Raw genomic sequence first — 18,827 nt, forward strand, 5'->3', positions numbered from 1 at the left:
GAATGATCTTGTTGGAAACAAACATAGAGCAAGTCGCGCTAACGCCTTTTAAAGTAAAGGTCGCGAGTTTCAATCTGTTTAATTACGTTGAACCTCCACTGGCTTATTATGATTTTGAAAATATCTACACCAGTGAGCAATGGGTAAAGAAACAGCGCTGGTTGCATGATTTTTTGTCTGAGCAGCAACCCGACATTATTGGGTTTCAAGAGGTCTTTTCAGCATCTGCACTTGCAGAACAAGTTCGTGATGCTGGCTTAAGCCATTTTGCAGTAATGGACAAGCCTAGCGTTGTTGATGATTTTATCTGCCGCGACCCGGTTGTCGCAATCGCCTCTAAATTCGCTTTTGAAGAGGTAGTTTCGATTGAGGTCGATAAACCTTATGCTGAAGGGCTTGGACTCGAAAGTGAGTTTAACTACAGCCGTAAGCCACTGCGAGTGACTGTGGTGCTGCCTGATATCGGTCACTGCGACATTTACGTGGTACATTTTAAATCTAAACGGCCATCGGGGGATGAACTTCCCCCGCCTAAAACCGCTACTGAAGGTCAAGCAACTCAAACAAATCGAGCTAATCGAGCTAATCGAGCCAATTATGGCGAGTTACTGGGGCGTAATGTGTTGGGGCAGTGGGCGTCAAGTATCCAACGAGGCAGTGAAGCGGCATTACTGTTTCATAGCATGATGCAGCGTCGAGTAGAGACTCAGAATGCGATGATGTTAATGGGAGACTTTAATGACGACCTTAACAATCAGGTACTTTCCTTTTTAACCACCAAAGAGTTAAGGTTTGAGAAAGATGGCTTGGGTGAGCTTGCAAGTTACCCGCTAACCGATGCTTATCAGTTGTATTGCCAAAGTGTATCAGCCGCGATTGATAAGCAAACTCCTGACGAGGAAATACCCCTCAGCCAAAGACAACCGACGCACTATTACGGTGCTCAAGGCAATGTGCTCGACTACATCTTACTGTCACAAGACTTCAATCCCGCTTTTCACACTAGCACTGCTGAGGTGAGCCATTACCATACTGAAGATCGTCATTTAATCAATCCTCAATATGATCGAGATAGCCACAGTACCGATCATGCTCCAGTGGTATGTACTCTCTGTTCACGTAGATAACCTAATATTATCAATTATATAGCGGCATCACCTTCGCTATCTCTTCTTTCTGAGTTTGCTGTTTGATTGAGTTCTACAGCAATGAAGACATGTTTAAGAATCTCCTTAACAAATACTTTACCAAATTGTCACGTATGTGTAATAGTAGCGGTTTACCATCTCGACTCATTAGACCTCGTACCACTAAAATAGAATAATATTAAGGGAATAATAATAATGAAACGACCTTTTTCACGAAGAGATTTTTTAGCCATATCAGCCAAAGGCGTTGGCGCTGCCGTAGTTTCTTATGGCTTGATGGGCTGTAGTAGCGACGATGATGAATATGTGATCCCAGCAGAATTTTTACACGGTGTTGCCAGTGGCGATCCAAGCCACGATGCTGTCATTCTATGGAGCAGAGTGACGCCTCTGTCTGCGGGAGACATTAAGGTGACTTGGGAGGTCGCGACCGATAGTGCCTTTACTCAAGTGATCACTAACGGTGAAATGATCACCAATAGCGACAGAGACTACACCGTTAAAATTGATGCCATGGGGCTTGAAGCGGGAACTCAATATTACTATCGCTTCAAGGCTGGCAAAAATATGTCACCGCCAGGAATGGCTAAAACTTTGCCACAAGGTGCGTTAGCGCAAGCCAAGTTTGCCGTGCTTTCTTGTGCTAACTTCCCTGCGGGCTATTTCAACGTCTATGAGATGGCGTCGAGAATGGATGACTTAGATGCGGTTATTCATCTGGGGGATTATATTTATGAGTATGCGCGTGGCGAATATGCCAGTGAGCGTGCTGCTGAATTTGGCCGCGAAGTGCTGCCAGAAGGAGAGCTGTTTAGCTTATCGGACTACCGCATTCGCTATAGCCAATATCGCAGTGATTTGAGTTTGCAAAAGCTGCATGCCAAAACGGCCTTTATTACTGTTTGGGATGACCACGAAGTTGCCAATGATAGCTGGCGTGAAGGCGCAGAAAACCATAACGACAATGAAGGTGATTTTGATGCGCGTAAAGAAGGGGCCTTGCAAGCCTACTTTGAATGGTTGCCAATCCGCCCTTGGCGCGAAGGCAATCATGAAGAGATCTATCGCAGCTTTCAGTTTGGCGACCTCGTAGACTTACATATGCTTGACACTCGTCTATTAGGGCGAGATAAGCCGCTTGAATATCCGGACTATATGGATCCTGCTACCGGCGGACTCGACGGCGCACGTTTTATGGCTGATGTCACCGACACTAACCGCACGATGTTGGGACAAGAGCAGCAAACATGGTTGCAATCAACACTACTAACCTCAACGGCTAAATGGCAAGTGCTTGGGCAACAAGTGTTAATGGGGCAGATGATGTTACCTGCTGCTATCGCCACGCAGCAATTGTCTATTCCAGAGTTTGGTCAACTGGCAGCGCTAGCAAAAATAGCCGCCAGAGCACAGGCTGGCGATCCAACCTTGTCTGCAGATGAACTTAAATATCTACAGTTTTATGGACACAAGTTGACGCCAGAGGCGATGGCGTTACTGCAACTACCTGCAATACCTTATAACCTAGATGCATGGGATGGCTATGCCTATGAGCGAGAGGTCATACTGGCGACGGCAAAATCGCTGGCTAAAAACCTCGTCGTGATTGCAGGCGATACTCATAATGCTTGGGCAAATGAACTTAAAGATGCAGCGGGCGATGCGGTCGGTGTTGAATTTGCGACAAGTTCAGTATCATCGCCAGGATTGGAGTATTACTTGGGTATTGATGCTAAGGATATTCCCGCGACTGAAGAGGCGATTATCGGTTTAGTTGATAACTTGAAGTATGCCAACTTAATGAATCGCGGCTTACTCACGCTAACCTTCACTCATGAAGAAGTACGTAGTGATTGGCGTTATGTCGATACCATTGTTAGTCGTGGTTTTGTTGAAGATACTGAGCGTAACCATTCTATGGTGACCAAAGCGGGGACACCAAGCTTAACAGCCGTATAGATCGGCTTTTAACAAGGTTAAACTCAACGGCTACCCATTGGTAGCCGTTTTTGTTTTTGTGTTCAAGCCACAAGTTTGCTGCATTTTTGCAGCATTAATCCTGATTTTAGTATAAAATTTGCCTCCAAAATCGGGTGGGTGCCTACACTTTAAACAGTTGAGCGGCGAGATCGCTAGCAAGGTGCTATTTCAGAGTTTGGAATAGTGATCATCAGCTGCATTTTGAGACCCAAAATAAGATAACTATACCAAGATGGGGACGGTCAGATGTCAGAGAAATGCTTTATTACGGCGCAAGAATTACTAGAAGATTCTTTTCGTTTAGCGGCACAAGTTTATGAAAGTGGATTTCGCCCGCAGTTTATTGTGGGTATTTGGCGTGGTGGCGCGCCAATCGGTATCGCCGTGCAAGAGTTTTTTGACTTTAAAAAAGTAGAAACTGACCATATTGCAGTGCGTACGTCCTCTTACTACGGAATTAACCAACAAAGTAAGCAGATTAAAGTACACGGTTTGCACTATATTGTTGAAAATGCCAATGCTGGCGACGGTCTGTTAATTGTTGACGACGTGTTTGATTCAGGCCGCAGTATCCATGCACTTAAAGAGAAGTTAAGTGAATTGATGCGTTTCAATATGCCTAAAGATGTGCGCATTGCTTGCCCATATTTCAAGCCTAAAAACACTACAGTGCCGTTAAAGCCTGACTACTATATTCATGAATCTGAAGAGTGGTTGGTTTTCCCTCATGAAGTTTCTGGCCTTTCAGCACAAGAGATTGCAGAAGGTAAAGGCGACTTAAAGAACATTAGAGAGTTGTTTATTTAAGCCTTTCACTAATTCACTTAATCAATTAAATATGATTAAGTGAGTCGATGTAACGTAAAAGCCACCGCGAAGGTGGCTTTTTTGTGATTCGAGATAATTGTTTCTTTACTATTATCGGCTCATTTTAGAGGTTATCAACAGGCACTTTTGTTCCTGTTGAATGGCTTCTTTTAGTGCCCGCAGGGTGCCGTCAGACAGCTGTTCACTGTTGCTCTGCAAGTGTTGTAATGCACTGACATTGCCATAGCTGCAATCCGTTGGGATTAAGTCTTTTGCGTAACTGCGCATAAATACTGGGCCTTTGTCTTGGTCCAACTGCGCCAGTGTGGTTAGTCGCTGCTCTGCAGTGACGGCGCTGAGAGACTTTTGTTCACTGGGATACAGGTTATCCATAATGGTACGTTGCTTGGAGAAGGGGAGATTGGTGTCTTGCTGAATGCGGGTTAACCACTGACGCTTTTTCAGTGCATCTGGGCGGGATACTTCAGCGGCAAGTGCTGATTTCTGGCCCGAATCACTGCTATCCAGTTCACGTTCCTTACGTAGCCAGTACATCGCACTCGGGTGGTCATAGCGGTTTAAATGGCTAATCATCATCCAACGAAGATCTTGATCCAAGGTTAAGCCTTTAATACTGGCTTTATTATTCAGCAAGGCATCAATGTTATTGAGCGCATCTTGGCTTCGTGCAAACGCGATATAATTGGCAAACCAACGTCGCTGAAAATCACGATTTTGACTATTTATCATCACCTTTCTAAGGCTCATTTGCTCAATAGCTCGGATAGCTTTTTGTGCATAACGTTGGTTTATTGGAGCCATCTTGTCGAGATAGATGCGCGTTTTAGATAAGCTTGAAAGCACCTGACCTACAATGGTGTAATCAATTTCCCCCGGTAAATTTACCAGTACAGTGCCGATATAATTGTTCAGTGAAAGGCTGCCATCTTCCACGCTATCCCACAAGCTTTGCCAAAGCATAGAGCGTAATAGTGGATCTTTTACTAAGCGTAAACTTTGTTTTGCGGTGTTGAATGATACAGGGTCTAAATTAACTTTTACAAAGCCCCAATCTTGATAATTGGGATAGACCAGATCAGGGCAATAAAGGCCCACAAGACTGGTGACATTGGTGGTGCTGCCACTATAAGTCACTGGCATACTGATATTGTGATGCAGTCGGTTACGGCCTTTAGTAAATAAGCCTATTTGAACGTGCTGCTCACGTAATGTCGGTAGCGCGTCGCTTGCAGCTGTCTGATTAAGACTAAACTGTGTGATGCGACCATTTTCACAACTAAAGCTGGCCTGGATACTGTTAACACCGGCTTCATAAAGCCATTGCTGACTCCAAGTGGTGAGATTTTTATTGGCCGCCTTGCCTAAGCTTTTAATAAAATCATTTAGCTCAGCATTCTGATAACTGTATTGAGTGAGGTAATTTCGCACTCCAGTTTGAAAGGCTTTTTCACCCAATAGATGATTCAGTTGTTTGAGGGCTGAAGCGCCTTTCGAATAGGTAATTGCGTCGATATTATCAAAAGCATTTTGTGTGGTGGCGACGGGGACTTCAATAGGGTGAGTGCTAGCTTGGCTATCTAAATGATAAGCACTCTGTTTATTGTTGGCATAAAAGCTGCGCCAAGCATGGGTGAATTCAGTGGCTTCTGCGGTGGCAAGAGTGCCCATAAAGGAGGCGAAACTTTCATTTAGCCACAAACCATTCCACCATTTCATGGTGACGAGATTACCAAACCACTGATGTGCCATCTCATGCATAATCACGCCTGCTAGACGTTGCTTTTGCGTTGCGGTCATTTCGGTATTAAACAGAAAACGACTTTCGCTGAAGGTAATTGCTGCGGCATTCTCCATCGCGCCATAGAGAAAGTCGGGCACCAGCACTTGGTCATACTTTTTAAACGGGTAGGGGATCCCAAAGTACTCATCAAAAAATGTAAGTCCCTGCTGAGTATAAGTAAACCAGTCTTGTGGTGTGACTTGGTCTACAACAGATTGCCGCGCAAATAAACGGAGCGGGTACTTGCCACTGTTATCTGTCCACTGATGATATGGGCCGGCATGCATTGAGAAGTTATAAGGGCTCAACTTAGGGGATTGAGGAAAGCGCCATTGGCGGGTATCGCCCTGTTCTGTTGTTGAAGATTCTCGCATCGCACTGATGACCGTCCAATCTTTTGGCGCGGTGACCGACAAAGTGTAGGTCGCTTTAAGATCTGGCTGGTCAAAGACGGCAAACATCTGTTGGGCTGCGGCGGGTTCGAAGTGGGAGTAAAGATAGACTTTGTCGTCAACCGGATCGACAAAGCGATGCAGCCCCTCGCCGTTGGTGCTATGCGCACGGGTGAATTGAACTTCAACGGTGTTGCGGCCACTGACTAACAATCCTGGATTAAGGGTTATATAACGGTTGTTATAGTTTGGATAAACCTTTTTGCCATTAATACTAAAGTGGCTAATGGTTGCTTGATTGAGATCGAGTGTGAGCGCTTTATTGGTATCACTGAGGTTAAAGTTAACGTTAGTGGTTGCAGAGAATGTCGTGCCCCCCGTTAAAGTAAAGTCCAAATCATAATGCACATCAGACACTCTAGCGGAGCGCTGTGCTGCAGATTGTTGACTAATGTAGGCAGAAGCATCTCGCGTCGATATTGGCTCTCGAGGCGTTGAATTACATGCAGCAAGTACAACAGATATTACAATAACGACAGCAGTATGAAGCAGGTTCAAAACAGCATCCTTTTAATAAGCGATTTAGTGCCAATAGCAACAAGCTGCATACGGTACCTTATTTCAGCGATACGCTGAAGTTAAAATCACCTTGTTGAGCCATTAAAAAAGCCAGCGAGATGCTGGCTTTATTCGGTTGTGCAGTGCTAACTAAGCATTACATGCCTAGGAAAGACTTAGACTTAACTTTGCGGATCTCTTTTTCATCAGACCATTCAATAAGGCCTGTTTCCAAATCCATTAAACGCATGGTCATCTTGTAGTAAACATCTTTAGTGCTGCCATCTTCTTTTACGATGCTAGATAGGTTGCCGTAAAGCATGTACTGCGCGCCAATTTGACGGCCAAAGCTAATGGCTGTTGATGGGTCAACCATACCTGAATTATTTTGATAATCTAGTTGCTTACGTACCGAGTCAACTTTAGTCATATCGATAAAGCGGAACTTGCCAGAGCGTAATAGTTTATTGCTAATGGAGTCAGTAACCGATTCCGTATCAATATGCTCAGAGGTTTTGTTCTTAATTTTATCAACAAACATAATCGGACGGTCGTTAGCGGTCATCGCAACAACAGGTGGGAAGGTCAACATGCTATCAACCATTTTAGCGGCAATAGCCTGTAGATCGGTTGAGCCAAAGTTTTCGTTGACGGTTTCCACTTCCGTGGCATCACCGTATTCAACTTTTGATTGGCACGCCGACAAGCCGATGACTGCCGCGAGAATAAAAATAACTTTTAAATGTTTCATAGTGAGTTCCATACAAGTGATTGCTAAATTATTATTGAATAAAAACGGGTGTAATTGCCAGTATCAATGACCCAAATGAGTGTGGTTCGGCCACTTTTTACCTCAATAGAGCTCGGTGCTGCATTATCGAGCTTAACGGAGTAGTTACCTGCCTTTATGTAAGTGCGGGCAATTTGTGCTTGTTCTGGCAAGGTTAGCCAGCTACGTCTGTCGGCTTGCTCGGTGACGACGTTAAATATTTGCATTGCAATTGAAGCATAATCCGTTTGATTGTTGCGTCGTTTGCTACTGCTTTCTACGCTTTGTGCCATCTCTGATTTTGCATAAACTCGTGCGGCTTGTCTTATCAGTGCGGCAGGTAAGTCTTCTTTTAGTGCTGTAATCGCTAATGCATCAATATTGGCAATAGGCGCTGCAACTAGAACGGTTCCCAGACCTTGTATACGACCCGCTCTTACCGTTTGCTTCGTTGGGAAGTAGGTGGCGAGTGAAGCGGTTTGCCAGTTACCATGTATCGTAAAAGGCACGGTTAGGCTTTTCTTTTCAGGTACAAAGCCACGCTCCAACATCACGATAACTTGTCCTTCTTCCTTTTTTTGCGATATGGCGTCGCCCCAGCGTTTTTTAAACTCGTCGTACTGTGGCATCGACAATTGCTTAGCGAGTCTGACTAAATCTTTTTGTAAGTATGGGTTGTTTGGCGATATTTGCGCTGCTTTACGGTAGTCGATATAAGCGTCATTAGGTTCACCTAAGATCTCATGCAACATACCAGTGGTGTAGTAGCTATAGGCATTTAAAAATGAGCTGGTGGTACTTCCCGCTGCTTTACCGAGTTTATTGACTTCGGCGTCAATGGTGCCATTAGCCATTGCTTGCACTGACTTGTTGGACTTTTGATAGCGTGCTTGCTCTGAACTTTGCAGCTCGTTACTGCGACGAACTTCCACTAATGCACCTTCAGCGTCACCACTGAATAGATAGTTAAGCGCTTGATACTGGTGGAGCATGACTCGCTCATAACCCGGACCTCGGTAGGGGATCACGTTGTCATTAATAAAGAGGCTGGTGGCCGTGGCTCCCGCATCGCTTAAGCTGAGCTTAGCCTTATCATCAAACACTCGATAAGCATTGGCCGCTTGTTGATAGAATGTTTTACTGCCTTCAAAATCGCCCGCTATTTGTGCCGAGCGTCCAGCTTCTTGTGCGTACAGTAAGCCATCGGCACTGGTCACTTCTGATTCCACAATCTTTGCCGCTTGCTGAGGCGTTGCAGAATTGAGCTGCGCTTTTACGGGGGCAATCTGAGAAGGGTAGTTAATGAATACGCTGTTAAATGCACATCCACTTAGACTTAGCATCATGGTTGTCAGTAATAATAAACGTCTCATGCTAACGTCTCGATATAGTGTGCTATTTGCATTGGCTTCCTTGTTTGCTCTGGAGAATGGACCGAGCACTAAAATGCAGTATAAATGATAAAATCAATCTGATAAGAGAATGTATATATATTTACAAAGTTTCATTTATAGCAGCGCACTTTTAACATATCGAATCTGAACGTAACATGAATGCATAACGACTATTACCGTTTAAATATAGCAAGAATTTAAGCTGTTAATCTAGTCGTTGTCGTTATCCATTTGTCACTAGAAGTGTGGCGGTGGTGTTTCGTCTGCTTGGGATGCCATATTACTCGGTTCAGCTGATTGTAATTTATTGAGTAATAAACGTAACTGCTCCTGCTGTATTGCAACCACATCATTTAGCTTGATGAGTTGTTGATTGAGCTCCTCGATGGTGCCGTCTTGGAACGCCAATTTCATCTCTAACTCTTCAATTCTGTGTTCTATATTATCCACGTTTACCTCTGATGGATGGGCAAATGCTCATTGCACTTACTGTTGATTATCGTTAGTTGAAGCAGAGTATACAACGGCTCCGTATATTTGGGGATAGTCGTATTAACAACTTGTCCAACATGTTAGATGGATTGTCAGTAAACAGTAAGCGAAAAAGAAGTTAATAAGTGGTTTATTAACCAATGTCATCATTCAGCTTTGAACTTGCTCTATTCTGTGTTGTCTTTTAAGTGAATCTTTGTTCATACAAGTGCAATAGTCGTTCAGGCTAATGACAGGCAATGTATGTAATATATTAATCTGTATTGGAAAAGTGGCTAAATCACGGTGACGTCGTTTTTATCTAATCAGATTGGAATAACCTATTTAACTAGTATAAAGTGGTTCGCTTAATAAAAGTAAAGGTTATAGTAACCACGTGTAGATGCTGAGGAAGCTTTAAATGAAATCTATTTATAAATATTCACTAGTGGCTTTGGCCGTTGTTGGTCTTAGTGCTTGTAATCAAGCACAAGAAGCAGTTGCTGCGCCGGTAGAATTGAAAACTGATGCGCAAAAAGAAGCCTACAGCGTTGGCGCGTCAATTGGTACTTATATGGCTGGCCATATCAAGGAACAAGAGGAACTAGGTTTAACTGTAGACAGAGACCTAGTCGTGACTGGTTTCAGCGAAGGCTTGAACAGCGAGCTAAAGCTAACGCAAGAAGAGATGCAAACAGTATTGCAAACCCTTGATGAAAAGCTAAATGAAAAGCGCCAAACACAAGCGGCAGCATTAGCAGAGAAAAGCTTGGCTAGCAGCACCGCATACCTTGAAACAAACAAAGCAAAAGAGGGTGTTGTAACGACCGAGTCTGGCTTACAGTACGAAGTATTAACCGAAGGTACTGGTGAGAAGCCTGTTGCTGCTGACACTGTTAAAGTTCATTATGTTGGTACATTAACTGATGGTACTGAGTTCGACAGCTCAGTAGCTCGTGGCGAGCCTGCAACGTTCCCATTGAACCGTGTTATTCCTGGTTGGACTGAAGGCGTACAGCTAATGTCTGTGGGTTCTAAGTTTAAGTTCGTTATCCCTTCAGAACTAGCTTATGGTGATCGCGATACAGCCACTATTCCTGCTAACTCTACTTTAGTATTTGAAGTTGAATTGTTGGATATCCAAAAAGCGGATGCACCTGCTGCAGAAGCAAGTGCTGCACACGCACACTAATCCCGAATAATATTGGGAACAAAAAAGGACGCTATGCGTCCTTTTTTAATATCTTCAATTTGATGTTATGGCTTTTTCTGCGGTGGAAATAGCGCTAATATTTTGCTGACAGTCGCGTTGGTCTCTTGCGCCTTTTCTTCGCCGCCATCATCAAAAGTAAATTTGTCACTGCCGCGCCAAATGAGTTTTTGTGTTTGTGGATCCAACACATCAATCTGTATGGTTTGGATTTTTGCGGTATCACTCCCCACGGGAACATCAACACTGGTGCCGATTGATGCGCCGCTAGAGCTACCCCATGAGCCTGCACCGAGTCCAATAGAAAAGCCTGAATCTTTGGGTTTATCATCGACTCTAAAACCATAAGTCACCAAAAAATCAGCAGCTTCATCCTGTTGGATAAATCCTTGAGCGATAAGCGCAGCTGCAATAGATTGCTGAATTCTTGCTGCACTGAGCGGATCGGTTGTTTGCGCTGGCTCTACTTGTGAAAATGTCTTTAGCGGAGAGAAGTTGTAATCAAGGTCGTAATCATTCTTTGGAGGGGAACTGCACCCGAGTAGGGCAAATAGCGGTAGTGATAGCAAGCAAATTAATAAGGTTCGTTTTAGTGTATTCATTATTTAGCCTCTTTAATTTAAGGCGTTAAGCCCCATTATTCTTTTGGTTCACTCGCTGATATGAAGACAATAACTTCAATGAGCGTGCTCAACGTTACGCTAATTCAACGTCATTAAGTATGCTGTCTTCTGCTGTTTTGAATCGATAGCATAGTTAATGAAATTGGTATTACCTCTTACATAGTATATGTTTAGAGTATGGAGCAGTTAGAGTTTTTTGAGATCCCCAGCCCATGCATCGGTATTTGCCAAAGTGATGCGAGGGGATATTGCAAAGGGTGTTTACGTAATCGAGACGAACGTTTCAAGTGGCTCGAGTTTTCTGATGTGCAAAAATTTGATGTCATCAGGCTGTGTAAACAGCGTAAACGCCGTCGTCAGCTTGCGATACTAAAAGCAAAGAAGGCGCAACTTATCGAAGAAAGAGCCACAGTCAATCCGAGTTTAGATTTTAAGGATCAAGCGCCAGACTCACTCGATGTGAGTGATTTTAAATTAGACTAAACGCGTTACCATTAACACTATTAAACGCTTTAGCAGCTCCATTATGGGTGATGCCAAGTTAAGGTGAATTGGGTAAAGCCGGGGTGACTTTTTAGCGATACATCCCCTTGATGACGCTCCATGATCCGCTTGATGATTGCCAAGCCTAAACCATGGCCTTTATTACCATTACAACGGGTATCACTGCGATAAAAGGGTTCGAAAATTTTCAGCTGGTCCTGCGCTAATATCCCTTCGCCATCATCCGTCACACTGAGACATATCTGTTTACCTTTACGGCTAATTTCGACAGTGATCTTTTCGACACCGAAACGTTGAGCGTTGGTGATTAAGTTCTGAAGTGCCCGTTCAATTAACGACGGATCGGCCTTCAGTTGTACTATCTGTTGAGGCTCAATTAACTCAATAGGGGTTGAGTGGTGCGACTGCAACCGTTTAATGGTTTGCTTTGTTAAGCTGTTTAAGTCGCAGAGTTCAAATTGTAGTCCTTCTCGTTGTGTCTCTAAACTGGCATAGGTCAACAGTTCTTGCAGCAAGTCTTCCATCTCTTTTATATCGAGTAACATCTCATCCAAAAATGCTTGGCGCCGCTGCTCATCAGACTCTGGCAAACAATATTGTGGGATCAATGCCAGGGCGAATTTGAGCCGAGCTAGTGGGGTTCTTATCTCATGAGAGACGGCATTTGAAAGGTGTTTTTGATTTTCGATGAGTGCACTAATGTGCGCCGCCATATCATTAAAGGTGGTGGCTAATGGCAACACTTGTGAGCGTTTAGCGAGTTTGATACGGGTATTCCACTTTGCTTGGCCAAACTCTTTTGTCGCGTTACGCAGTGTTTTTAAATCTTTAGAGAGTGGCCACACCCAAATGAGCGTGACAAACGCTAATGAGAGATAAAAGAAGACATTATAAAGGCCACGCAAGCTAGCATCAGGATCAAGTGCAATGGGGCCAGCCATTAAGATTTGTTCGCCTACAGCAACGAATTGAAGTTCATGATTGATATCATACGGCGTAGCGATAACTGCGTGGCTCTGTACCATCTGTTCTTCTGAGAACGCGACTTGGTCGGCATCGAGCAGTGCTAACGGAAAGTCAGGATTGCTGTTAATGCTGTTGAGCATCTCTTGTCGCTGCAGCGCGGGTAATTTTGTTAATACCTGCGCCAAAGCGATTAAAGGTGCATCGAGTGCACCCTCTTGATCGGCATTCTGTTTCCAAAAACTATCGAGTGTCCAACCTATACCGAGAAAGCCAAGGCTTAACAGTAAATATAAGCTTAAAAATAGACGCTTCATTTTAGACTAGCTTGAAGATTAGTTATTCCAGGCTTCTGGTGCGAATAGATATCCCTGTCCCCAAACTGTTTTAATTCTGAAAGGTGTTTCAATATTATCACCAAGTTTCTTTCTCAAGCGCGAAATACGCACATCAATTTTTCTATCTTTACCGTCAAAGTCGATATTCAGTAAATATTGATAAATATACTGGCGGCTCATGACTTGTCCTGCTTGAGAAGCAAGTAACCATAATAGTTCAAACTCATGGCTAGTAAGGTCAACTTCTATTTGACCCAGACGAATGGCTTGAGTGTGAGGATCGATACTTAACTTACCAAAGCTTAGACAATGAGACTCAACTTGTGGTGGCTTTGCTTGACGACGTAGTAAGTTATTAATTCTTGCAACGAGTAACGCTGGGTCGACAGGCTTAACTACGTAGTCATCAGCCCCTAGCTCTAAGCCTTTAATTTGATCTTCATTTGAGCTCAATGCGCTCATTAATAAGATCGGCCCGGCAAAATAATCAGGTAGCTTCTCACACAGTGTTAAACCGTCCATGCCTGGTAGCATAATGTCCAGCAAAATGATGTCAGGTTTATAGTTGATTAGTCGGGTTAATACGGTATCCCCGCGACGCTCCACTTCAACGTGCATTCCATGCGATTTTAAGTAGTCTACGATCAAGTTGGCCAGACGAATGTCATCTTCTACGAGTAGGACTCTATGCGTAGATTGAGAGTTGGTCATTAAAATAAACTCCATGGGTTGCGGTAACGACGCCTTACTTGAGGCGAAGAAGCTTGAGTAACTTTTAATTTTACACCCGCAAGAGTCTCGTGGGTATCTTTGTCTATCATGACAAACTGAATATCTTTGTCTGCACTGACATTGATCGCTAAAGAGTTAACGGCAGGTGAACTATTGCACCACTTCTTAAGTTCTTTGTAGTCAGATATGATGCATATTGAGCGATTTTTTAACAGCTCCCACGTGAGTACAACTTCAGTATTACAAGTTTCTTCATCTTCACTGGTAATACAAATGGTGGGGGATAAGCTCAGACTGGCAGTAAGAGGTTCAAGCTCTTCAGCGACAGCGTAGCCACTGAACGCCGAGTAAAAAAGGAACCACAACCATGATTTTTTTGCTATTGATAACACTGGCGTTAAAACCTATACGCTGCGCCTACAAAATAGGTAGTCGTATAATCTTTGTCGAGCAGAGGGCTATCAACAATTTCATCGGCAAGGTCGGTATAACGTGCTACCAGCAAAATATTCCAATTTTCAGTTAACACATATTGTCCTGTGAATTCGATACTTTGATTCAAAGCTGACTCCGCTTGGTACTTCTCGCTCCAATAGAGGCTCTCACTCGGTCTAATACCATAGTAATAATCAACGACTTGTTCGCTTTTCCAGTCTAACACAGCTGCGAACTCAAAATTCCAACTATCAAGTGGAATATTATACAACCATTTTAACTGCGCTTCTGTTCCATTATGCACATTAAAAAGATCATGTGTAACAGAGGCTTTGACTATACCAATTCTAGTGTAAAGAAACGCTTCTACTCCGCCAAGATATGTAAAGTTTCTATTTTCGAGTTCATTAGTATCGATCTCTGGCTCTGCCTTGGTTCTCATGGTTGAGATACCTGCAGGCGTTGTCGCTCGCTCAACACTGCTACTTTTGAGAAGGAAAATATTAGAGGGATCCCAGCGATAGAAGAAAGCGCGGTCGGTACTAAACGTGCTCACTACGTTGACGGTATAATTTTCACCTTCAGTAATAGTGTAACCAATACTGCCGTTATCAAAAAACCAACTGTCACCATAGTAGGCAATGGTTGGTGCGGCATAGAGAGGGATATCATCAAAATCTTTAAGCGGGTTTGATTTAACGCCGTAACCGAGTGCAATACCTATATCCCAACGACCAACTTCAATACAGTCGGTGTCGTTGCTGCAAGCATCGTTATTACTAGCGTGCGCAGAAGTTGCAAAAAAGCTAATGCTTAGGATTAGCGCCAATAGATAATGCATAGATTGATATCGACTTATGATTACAAAATTAACAAAAGAGAATATAGAGTATCACTAATCGTTAATCGCATCATGGGGATGAGTGGATTTGTTGCAAAGTGATACAGGTCATAAAGTCATCAACAGGCTAGTCAGATTTGAGCTCCCGCTAAATCTGCAACGACTGACGCAGAATGGGATAAATTTGACGCATTCTAATTAGAGCACTGAATAAAAAGGGTTTATGAATGCAGTTATCGGTACATGCATAGAGCCTAGCTCAATTTTTTAGCTGAATTTAAAAACGTTAACCTCTTAGTGGAGGGACGTGCTTATTGATGTCTGCAACTTACGTTAGCATGAATTTTAAGAGCTTATTCAATTGCCTAGACGTAGTTAATATTTTTGGCTGAACGATGTGGCAGCCTAGCATCGTCAAAACGGTATTAGGGCTCAACGATCGCTTTTAAACGTTATTCATCTTACTGCAGACAAATGCAATGGCCTCTTCATCTAGGCTACGTTTGGATAAGTAATTAACGGTGTTAGCTTGTTTGATTAAAAAGCCTTGTTCTGATTCAGAAATAGACACAACATCTTGCCAAAGAATACTTCCTTTGACATAAAACGAGTCATTAGAGATCCCTTGTTCGTCGATTGTTAGTGTCACTTCATTGCTGGCCGCTTTACTGACCATTTGACGCATAAGCCACCAAGGTTTTTTGTAACGTATGTTTAATGCTTCTAATACGCCGAGTACGATTAAAAACCACGAAGCATAAGCATTGATCCCAGTCAGCAGTAATACAATGCCAATAAGTATAAAGATGATGGCCTTTTTATGAGCGCGTATTGAGGTATCAATGACAACTGACTCATCAAAGCACTCGCTAAAGTGGCTTTTATCTAAAGTATATTGAGTGGTATAGCTGTATTCAGATTTCATTTGGGCTCATTAGTTTAATGCGAAGATAATGCTTAAGGCGCTAATTGGCTATTATACCCTTAAGTTTGCATTTAGTTGATTAACTCAGGCTTAATCAAGCTATATTGAAGCAAGGTTTGGCAATGATAAAGGGGTTAAAAGAGATTATGGCAATGATACCAACAGATTTTGTAAATTATAAATCAACACCATTGTTTGATAAAGACACTGTGCCAAAGATGTTTTTGCATCTGCATAACACTAAAGCAGGCGTGTATGGGCAAATTCATGTATTAAGTGGCACGCTGAAGTTTTATGGTTTTAAAGATAGGCGAGCAGAGGTGGAACAAGAGATCGTTATTGAGGTCGGCCAGACCGCTATTTCGCCACCGCAATATTGGCATAAAGTAGAGTTATTAACCGAAGAAACCCAATTTAGGGTCGATTTTTGGGCGCAAGCGGGCTCAGACATCGTTATTGAAAACCAAAGTGAAAGAGACGCCAGCTAGATCATCAAAGCGTCAATACAGGTTATTTATAATCGTAGGTGTTTGTGCTGATACGTTAGAGTAATTAGTGCTGCGTTGGCTTAATGGCAAGGATGTCACACTTTAATTGGTCAATGATCACCGATGAAGTGTGTCCTTTTAGGTCGTTAATAAAGCCATGATGTTCACCTGCGCCAATCACTAACAGATTTGCATTACACTTATGTGCAATTTCGGGAATAATATGGTCCGGCAGCCCTTGCTCAAGATGCAGATGATCATCTCGCAAATGATACTCTTTAGCCGAATCGATTAGGTGATCCCAGTGATGACTCCTTTGCTCCTCATCAGTAAATAAGCCATGATCTTTATTGACTGACATACTCCAGTTTTTCAGTTGATAACAGTTAAGCAGGTGGATGTCATTTTCCAGTAAGTCTGCTAGTTGCTGTGTATCATCTAACAAATGTTGATTAAGTTCTTTATGGGCAATCGTCGATCCCGCCGTTTCTAGCGCAGTTAAAATGTGCCCCTGTCGTTGCCAACATTTATTGCCAACAATTAAAATAGGCAAATTGCTTTCGCGTAACAGATGCGCTTCGCAACTGGGGATAAGTTCATTGATAATGGTATTGTGGTGCTGATTATTCATAACCACTAAGTCATAATCACTGGCGTTTGTTTCATTGAGAATAGCCTGATGGTCTTTGACATTCTTGATCACTTTAACGTCTATTTCGACTCCCTGACGTTGGTATTTACTCATTAGTTTATTGACAAATAGCATTGGGTCCAGCGCATTGTTGGGGATCAAACCTAAGCGGCTGAGAAAGTTATTATAGGGTCTATCGACTTTCAATATGGTGACTTTCGCTTTAGTTTTACAGGCGAGCTGTAGGGCTTTATTTAGGGCGAATTGCGTAGCTGAATGATTGTCTATTAGCGCTAACGTATGGTGGTAAGAGATCATCTGAAGTACTCCGTTTTCTTTCACTCCATTTTGAACAACTGTAGACGAAAACCCCATGAACACACGGTTTTCTTCATAACGAATAGCGCTTAAAGTCCGTTTATACAGCGCAATTCAATATACTCAATATTAACTAACTGATTTGTTTCAAAAGCACCACGACTGCAATTACTAAATTCACATAATTTCAAGAATTAGCTGGCGTAAATTCTACGGTTTCTCCTGTTAACAATGTTTAACATGACTTATTTTTAACGGTTCGTTAACCTAGTTGAACGTTGAGATAAACGCCAATTTTCACTGCTGTGTTAACGAAAAAAGCAATCGTTAATTACTCGCTAAAGGCAAAGGTATTGCCGCTAACTCGCTAAGGAGAGGCTATGTTTGTATTTGCTATGGAGTTGGTGTTTTGGGTGCTGTGGGATTATGTGTTGTCATTTGTATTTTGTCTCACCGGGGCATTACTGATCCGTATTTTTAGCTTTGGCAAAACCCGCTACCCTCTAACACCCGTTAGCTATTTTCACCGTCGCAAGTACAAAGAGAAAGACCCATTTAATATAACCTTTATCATTGGATTCTCTTTCTACCTGCTGTTTTTCATACTGGCTATTTGGCTGGGTTAGTGATGATTTTGAGGCATTTCTGTAGTCATTCAAAGTTAAAACAACTGTTTACATTTTATCCATTCAACAGTAGCTTAGCTAAAAATTGCTGCAAAGTTGCTAGATGATATGAAAATAAGAAAAACTATCCTTATCACGGGCGCGAGTTCAGGGCTTGGTCGTGGAATGGCATTAGAGTTTGCCAAGATGGGACGAGATCTAGCGCTGTGCGCACGGCGTATCGATAGGTTAGAAGCCCTAAAGTGTGAGCTTGAAGTGCTCAATCCTAATATCCGTGTCTCTATTAAATCTTTAGATGTAACCGAGCATCAACAAGTATTCGATGTGTTTGATGAATTTAATCAAGAGTTGGGCTGCATTGACCGGATCATTATTAATGCCGGTATGGGCAAAGGTGCCTCAATCGGTACTGGTCATTTTGAAGCTAACAAGCAAACGGCAGAGACTAATTTTATTGGTTTACTGGCACAAGCAGAAGCTGCGATGCAGATTTTTAGAAAGCAAAATGCGGGTCACTTAGTCACTATATCATCGGTTAGTGCAGTTCGAGGCTTCAGGCGAGCGATGACAGTGTATGCGGCCACAAAGGCGGCTGTGACCTCGTTGACCGAAGGGATCCGCATTGATGTGATGAACACCCCAATTAGTGTGAGTTGTATTCATCCTGGTTTTATTCGAAGTGAAATTAACGACCAGGTCGAAAAGGTCCCCTTTATCGTCGATACTGACGTTGGGTGCCGTGCAATGGTCAAAGCGATAGAGGCTGAAAAAGCCAATAGTTTTGTCCCTACATGGCCTTGGGCACTGTTGCATTGGGCACTGCGAGTAGTACCCGATTCGTGGGTCAGAAAAATGAGTTGATCACGTTCACGC

The 18,827-nt window shown here is 43.0% G+C and carries 19 protein-coding genes; 8 read left to right on the plus strand and 11 right to left on the minus strand.

The window, feature by feature from the left end; genetic code table 11:
• The first annotated feature begins 2 nt into the window (after positions 1–2).
• The 3 genes from CXF86_RS00400 to CXF86_RS00410 all read left to right on the plus strand — a co-directional run bounded on the left by CXF86_RS00400 (position 3) and on the right by CXF86_RS00410 (position 3,935).
• Positions 3–1,127, plus strand: coding sequence for an endonuclease/exonuclease/phosphatase family protein (locus CXF86_RS00400; RefSeq protein ID WP_102038072.1), 1,125 nt, complete (start codon positions 3–5; stop codon positions 1,125–1,127).
• A gap of 216 nt (positions 1,128–1,343) precedes the next feature.
• Complete coding sequence (locus CXF86_RS00405) at positions 1,344–3,107, plus strand: alkaline phosphatase D family protein (protein ID WP_101091769.1); 1,764 nt, start codon at positions 1,344–1,346, stop codon at positions 3,105–3,107.
• 267 nt (positions 3,108–3,374) lie between these two features.
• Entirely contained in the window at positions 3,375–3,935 is a 561-nt protein-coding gene (locus CXF86_RS00410; RefSeq protein ID WP_101091770.1) for a phosphoribosyltransferase, read from the plus strand.
• A gap of 111 nt (positions 3,936–4,046) precedes the next feature.
• On the opposite strand, the gene pepN is transcribed toward CXF86_RS00410, so the two are convergent.
• The 4 genes from pepN to CXF86_RS00430 form a co-directional block, all read right to left on the minus strand.
• A complete protein-coding gene (pepN, locus tag CXF86_RS00415; protein ID WP_102038073.1) occupies positions 4,047–6,686 on the minus strand; it encodes an aminopeptidase N in 2,640 nt (879 codons plus the stop codon).
• Positions 6,687–6,843: 157 nt separating this feature from the next.
• Positions 6,844–7,437, minus strand: a complete 594-nt coding sequence (gene lpoB, locus CXF86_RS00420; RefSeq protein WP_180960974.1) for a penicillin-binding protein activator LpoB — start codon at positions 7,435–7,437, stop codon at positions 6,844–6,846.
• Between the two features lie 23 nt (positions 7,438–7,460).
• On the minus strand, positions 7,461–8,828 hold the full coding sequence (locus CXF86_RS00425) for a COG3014 family protein (protein WP_102038074.1): 1,368 nt from the start codon (positions 8,826–8,828) through the stop codon (positions 7,461–7,463).
• A 258-nt stretch (positions 8,829–9,086) separates the two neighbouring features.
• Positions 9,087–9,299: a SlyX family protein gene (locus CXF86_RS00430; RefSeq protein WP_101091774.1), complete on the minus strand. Its 213-nt coding sequence runs from the start codon at positions 9,297–9,299 to the stop codon at positions 9,087–9,089.
• Between the two features lie 442 nt (positions 9,300–9,741).
• Here CXF86_RS00430 and fkpA point away from each other — a divergent pair, with 442 nt between their 5' ends.
• Positions 9,742–10,512, plus strand: coding sequence for an FKBP-type peptidyl-prolyl cis-trans isomerase (gene fkpA, locus CXF86_RS00435; RefSeq protein ID WP_101091775.1), 771 nt, complete (start codon positions 9,742–9,744; stop codon positions 10,510–10,512).
• A gap of 65 nt (positions 10,513–10,577) precedes the next feature.
• Here fkpA and CXF86_RS00440 read toward each other — a convergent pair whose 3' ends face one another.
• Positions 10,578–11,132 carry a DUF4136 domain-containing protein gene (locus CXF86_RS00440; protein ID WP_102038075.1) on the minus strand — a complete coding sequence of 185 codons (555 nt, stop codon included), beginning with the start codon at positions 11,130–11,132 and terminating at the stop codon, positions 10,578–10,580.
• A 198-nt stretch (positions 11,133–11,330) separates the two neighbouring features.
• Here CXF86_RS00440 and CXF86_RS00445 point away from each other — a divergent pair, with 198 nt between their 5' ends.
• Positions 11,331–11,636 carry a DUF1289 domain-containing protein gene (locus tag CXF86_RS00445; protein ID WP_101091777.1) on the plus strand — a complete coding sequence of 102 codons (306 nt, stop codon included), beginning with the start codon at positions 11,331–11,333 and terminating at the stop codon, positions 11,634–11,636.
• A 41-nt stretch (positions 11,637–11,677) separates the two neighbouring features.
• On the opposite strand, the gene CXF86_RS00450 is transcribed toward CXF86_RS00445, so the two are convergent.
• From CXF86_RS00450 to CXF86_RS00470, 5 genes are all read right to left on the minus strand, one after another.
• On the minus strand, positions 11,678–12,937 hold the full coding sequence (locus CXF86_RS00450; RefSeq protein WP_101091778.1) for a sensor histidine kinase: 1,260 nt from the start codon (positions 12,935–12,937) through the stop codon (positions 11,678–11,680).
• Positions 12,938–12,955: 18 nt separating this feature from the next.
• Positions 12,956–13,669, minus strand: a complete 714-nt coding sequence (locus CXF86_RS00455) for a response regulator (RefSeq protein ID WP_101091779.1) — start codon at positions 13,667–13,669, stop codon at positions 12,956–12,958.
• Complete coding sequence (locus CXF86_RS00460) at positions 13,669–14,082, minus strand: DUF3019 domain-containing protein (RefSeq protein ID WP_308303103.1); 414 nt, start codon at positions 14,080–14,082, stop codon at positions 13,669–13,671. The genes CXF86_RS00455 and CXF86_RS00460 overlap by 1 nt, the downstream gene beginning before the upstream one ends.
• 5 nt (positions 14,083–14,087) lie before the next feature.
• Complete coding sequence (locus CXF86_RS00465) at positions 14,088–14,966, minus strand: MipA/OmpV family protein (protein ID WP_101091780.1); 879 nt, start codon at positions 14,964–14,966, stop codon at positions 14,088–14,090.
• Between the two features lie 445 nt (positions 14,967–15,411).
• Positions 15,412–15,891, minus strand: coding sequence for a YcxB family protein (locus tag CXF86_RS00470; RefSeq protein ID WP_101091781.1), 480 nt, complete (start codon positions 15,889–15,891; stop codon positions 15,412–15,414).
• A gap of 146 nt (positions 15,892–16,037) precedes the next feature.
• Here CXF86_RS00470 and CXF86_RS00475 point away from each other — a divergent pair, with 146 nt between their 5' ends.
• Entirely contained in the window at positions 16,038–16,379 is a 342-nt protein-coding gene (locus CXF86_RS00475; protein WP_102038194.1) for a TehB family protein, read from the plus strand.
• A 64-nt stretch (positions 16,380–16,443) separates the two neighbouring features.
• Here the strand turns inward: CXF86_RS00475 and CXF86_RS00480 are convergent, their stop codons facing one another.
• On the minus strand, positions 16,444–17,328 hold the full coding sequence (locus CXF86_RS00480; protein WP_101091782.1) for a universal stress protein: 885 nt from the start codon (positions 17,326–17,328) through the stop codon (positions 16,444–16,446).
• 380 nt (positions 17,329–17,708) lie between these two features.
• Between CXF86_RS00480 and CXF86_RS00485 the strand changes: the two genes are divergently transcribed.
• Together CXF86_RS00485 and CXF86_RS00490 are read left to right on the plus strand one after the other, a co-directional pair.
• A complete protein-coding gene (locus tag CXF86_RS00485) occupies positions 17,709–17,954 on the plus strand; it encodes a hypothetical protein (RefSeq protein ID WP_101091783.1) in 246 nt (81 codons plus the stop codon).
• A gap of 108 nt (positions 17,955–18,062) precedes the next feature.
• A complete protein-coding gene (locus tag CXF86_RS00490) occupies positions 18,063–18,815 on the plus strand; it encodes an SDR family oxidoreductase (RefSeq protein ID WP_102038076.1) in 753 nt (250 codons plus the stop codon).
• Positions 18,816–18,827 lie beyond the last annotated feature (12 nt).

The sequence above is a fragment of the Shewanella sp. GutCb genome, assembly GCF_002836135.1.
In the GTDB taxonomy this organism is placed as follows: domain Bacteria; phylum Pseudomonadota; class Gammaproteobacteria; order Enterobacterales; family Shewanellaceae; genus Shewanella.

What these genes read in the sequence shown, in the direction of transcription:
- CXF86_RS00490 (WP_102038076.1), top strand. Translation starts at nt 18,063, where the DNA reads ATGAAAATAAGAAAAACTATCCTTATCACGGGCGCGAGTTCAGGGCTT.
- CXF86_RS00475 (WP_102038194.1), top strand. Translation starts at nt 16,038, where the DNA reads ATGGCAATGATACCAACAGATTTTGTAAATTATAAATCAACACCATTG.
- CXF86_RS00450 (WP_101091778.1), bottom strand. Translation starts at nt 12,937, where the DNA reads ATGAAGCGTCTATTTTTAAGCTTATATTTACTGTTAAGCCTTGGCTTT.
- CXF86_RS00425 (WP_102038074.1), bottom strand. Translation starts at nt 8,828, where the DNA reads ATGAGACGTTTATTATTACTGACAACCATGATGCTAAGTCTAAGTGGA.
- CXF86_RS00410 (WP_101091770.1), top strand. Translation starts at nt 3,375, where the DNA reads ATGTCAGAGAAATGCTTTATTACGGCGCAAGAATTACTAGAAGATTCT.
- CXF86_RS00465 (WP_101091780.1), bottom strand. Translation starts at nt 14,966, where the DNA reads ATGCATTATCTATTGGCGCTAATCCTAAGCATTAGCTTTTTTGCAACT.
- fkpA (WP_101091775.1), top strand. Translation starts at nt 9,742, where the DNA reads ATGAAATCTATTTATAAATATTCACTAGTGGCTTTGGCCGTTGTTGGT.
- CXF86_RS00405 (WP_101091769.1), top strand. Translation starts at nt 1,344, where the DNA reads ATGAAACGACCTTTTTCACGAAGAGATTTTTTAGCCATATCAGCCAAA.
- CXF86_RS00485 (WP_101091783.1), top strand. Translation starts at nt 17,709, where the DNA reads ATGTTTGTATTTGCTATGGAGTTGGTGTTTTGGGTGCTGTGGGATTAT.
- lpoB (WP_180960974.1), bottom strand. Translation starts at nt 7,437, where the DNA reads ATGAAACATTTAAAAGTTATTTTTATTCTCGCGGCAGTCATCGGCTTG.
- CXF86_RS00480 (WP_101091782.1), bottom strand. Translation starts at nt 17,328, where the DNA reads ATGATCTCTTACCACCATACGTTAGCGCTAATAGACAATCATTCAGCT.
- CXF86_RS00400 (WP_102038072.1), top strand. Translation starts at nt 3, where the DNA reads ATGATCTTGTTGGAAACAAACATAGAGCAAGTCGCGCTAACGCCTTTT.
- CXF86_RS00455 (WP_101091779.1), bottom strand. Translation starts at nt 13,669, where the DNA reads ATGACCAACTCTCAATCTACGCATAGAGTCCTACTCGTAGAAGATGAC.
- CXF86_RS00470 (WP_101091781.1), bottom strand. Translation starts at nt 15,891, where the DNA reads ATGAAATCTGAATACAGCTATACCACTCAATATACTTTAGATAAAAGC.
- CXF86_RS00440 (WP_102038075.1), bottom strand. Translation starts at nt 11,132, where the DNA reads ATGAATACACTAAAACGAACCTTATTAATTTGCTTGCTATCACTACCG.
- CXF86_RS00445 (WP_101091777.1), top strand. Translation starts at nt 11,331, where the DNA reads ATGGAGCAGTTAGAGTTTTTTGAGATCCCCAGCCCATGCATCGGTATT.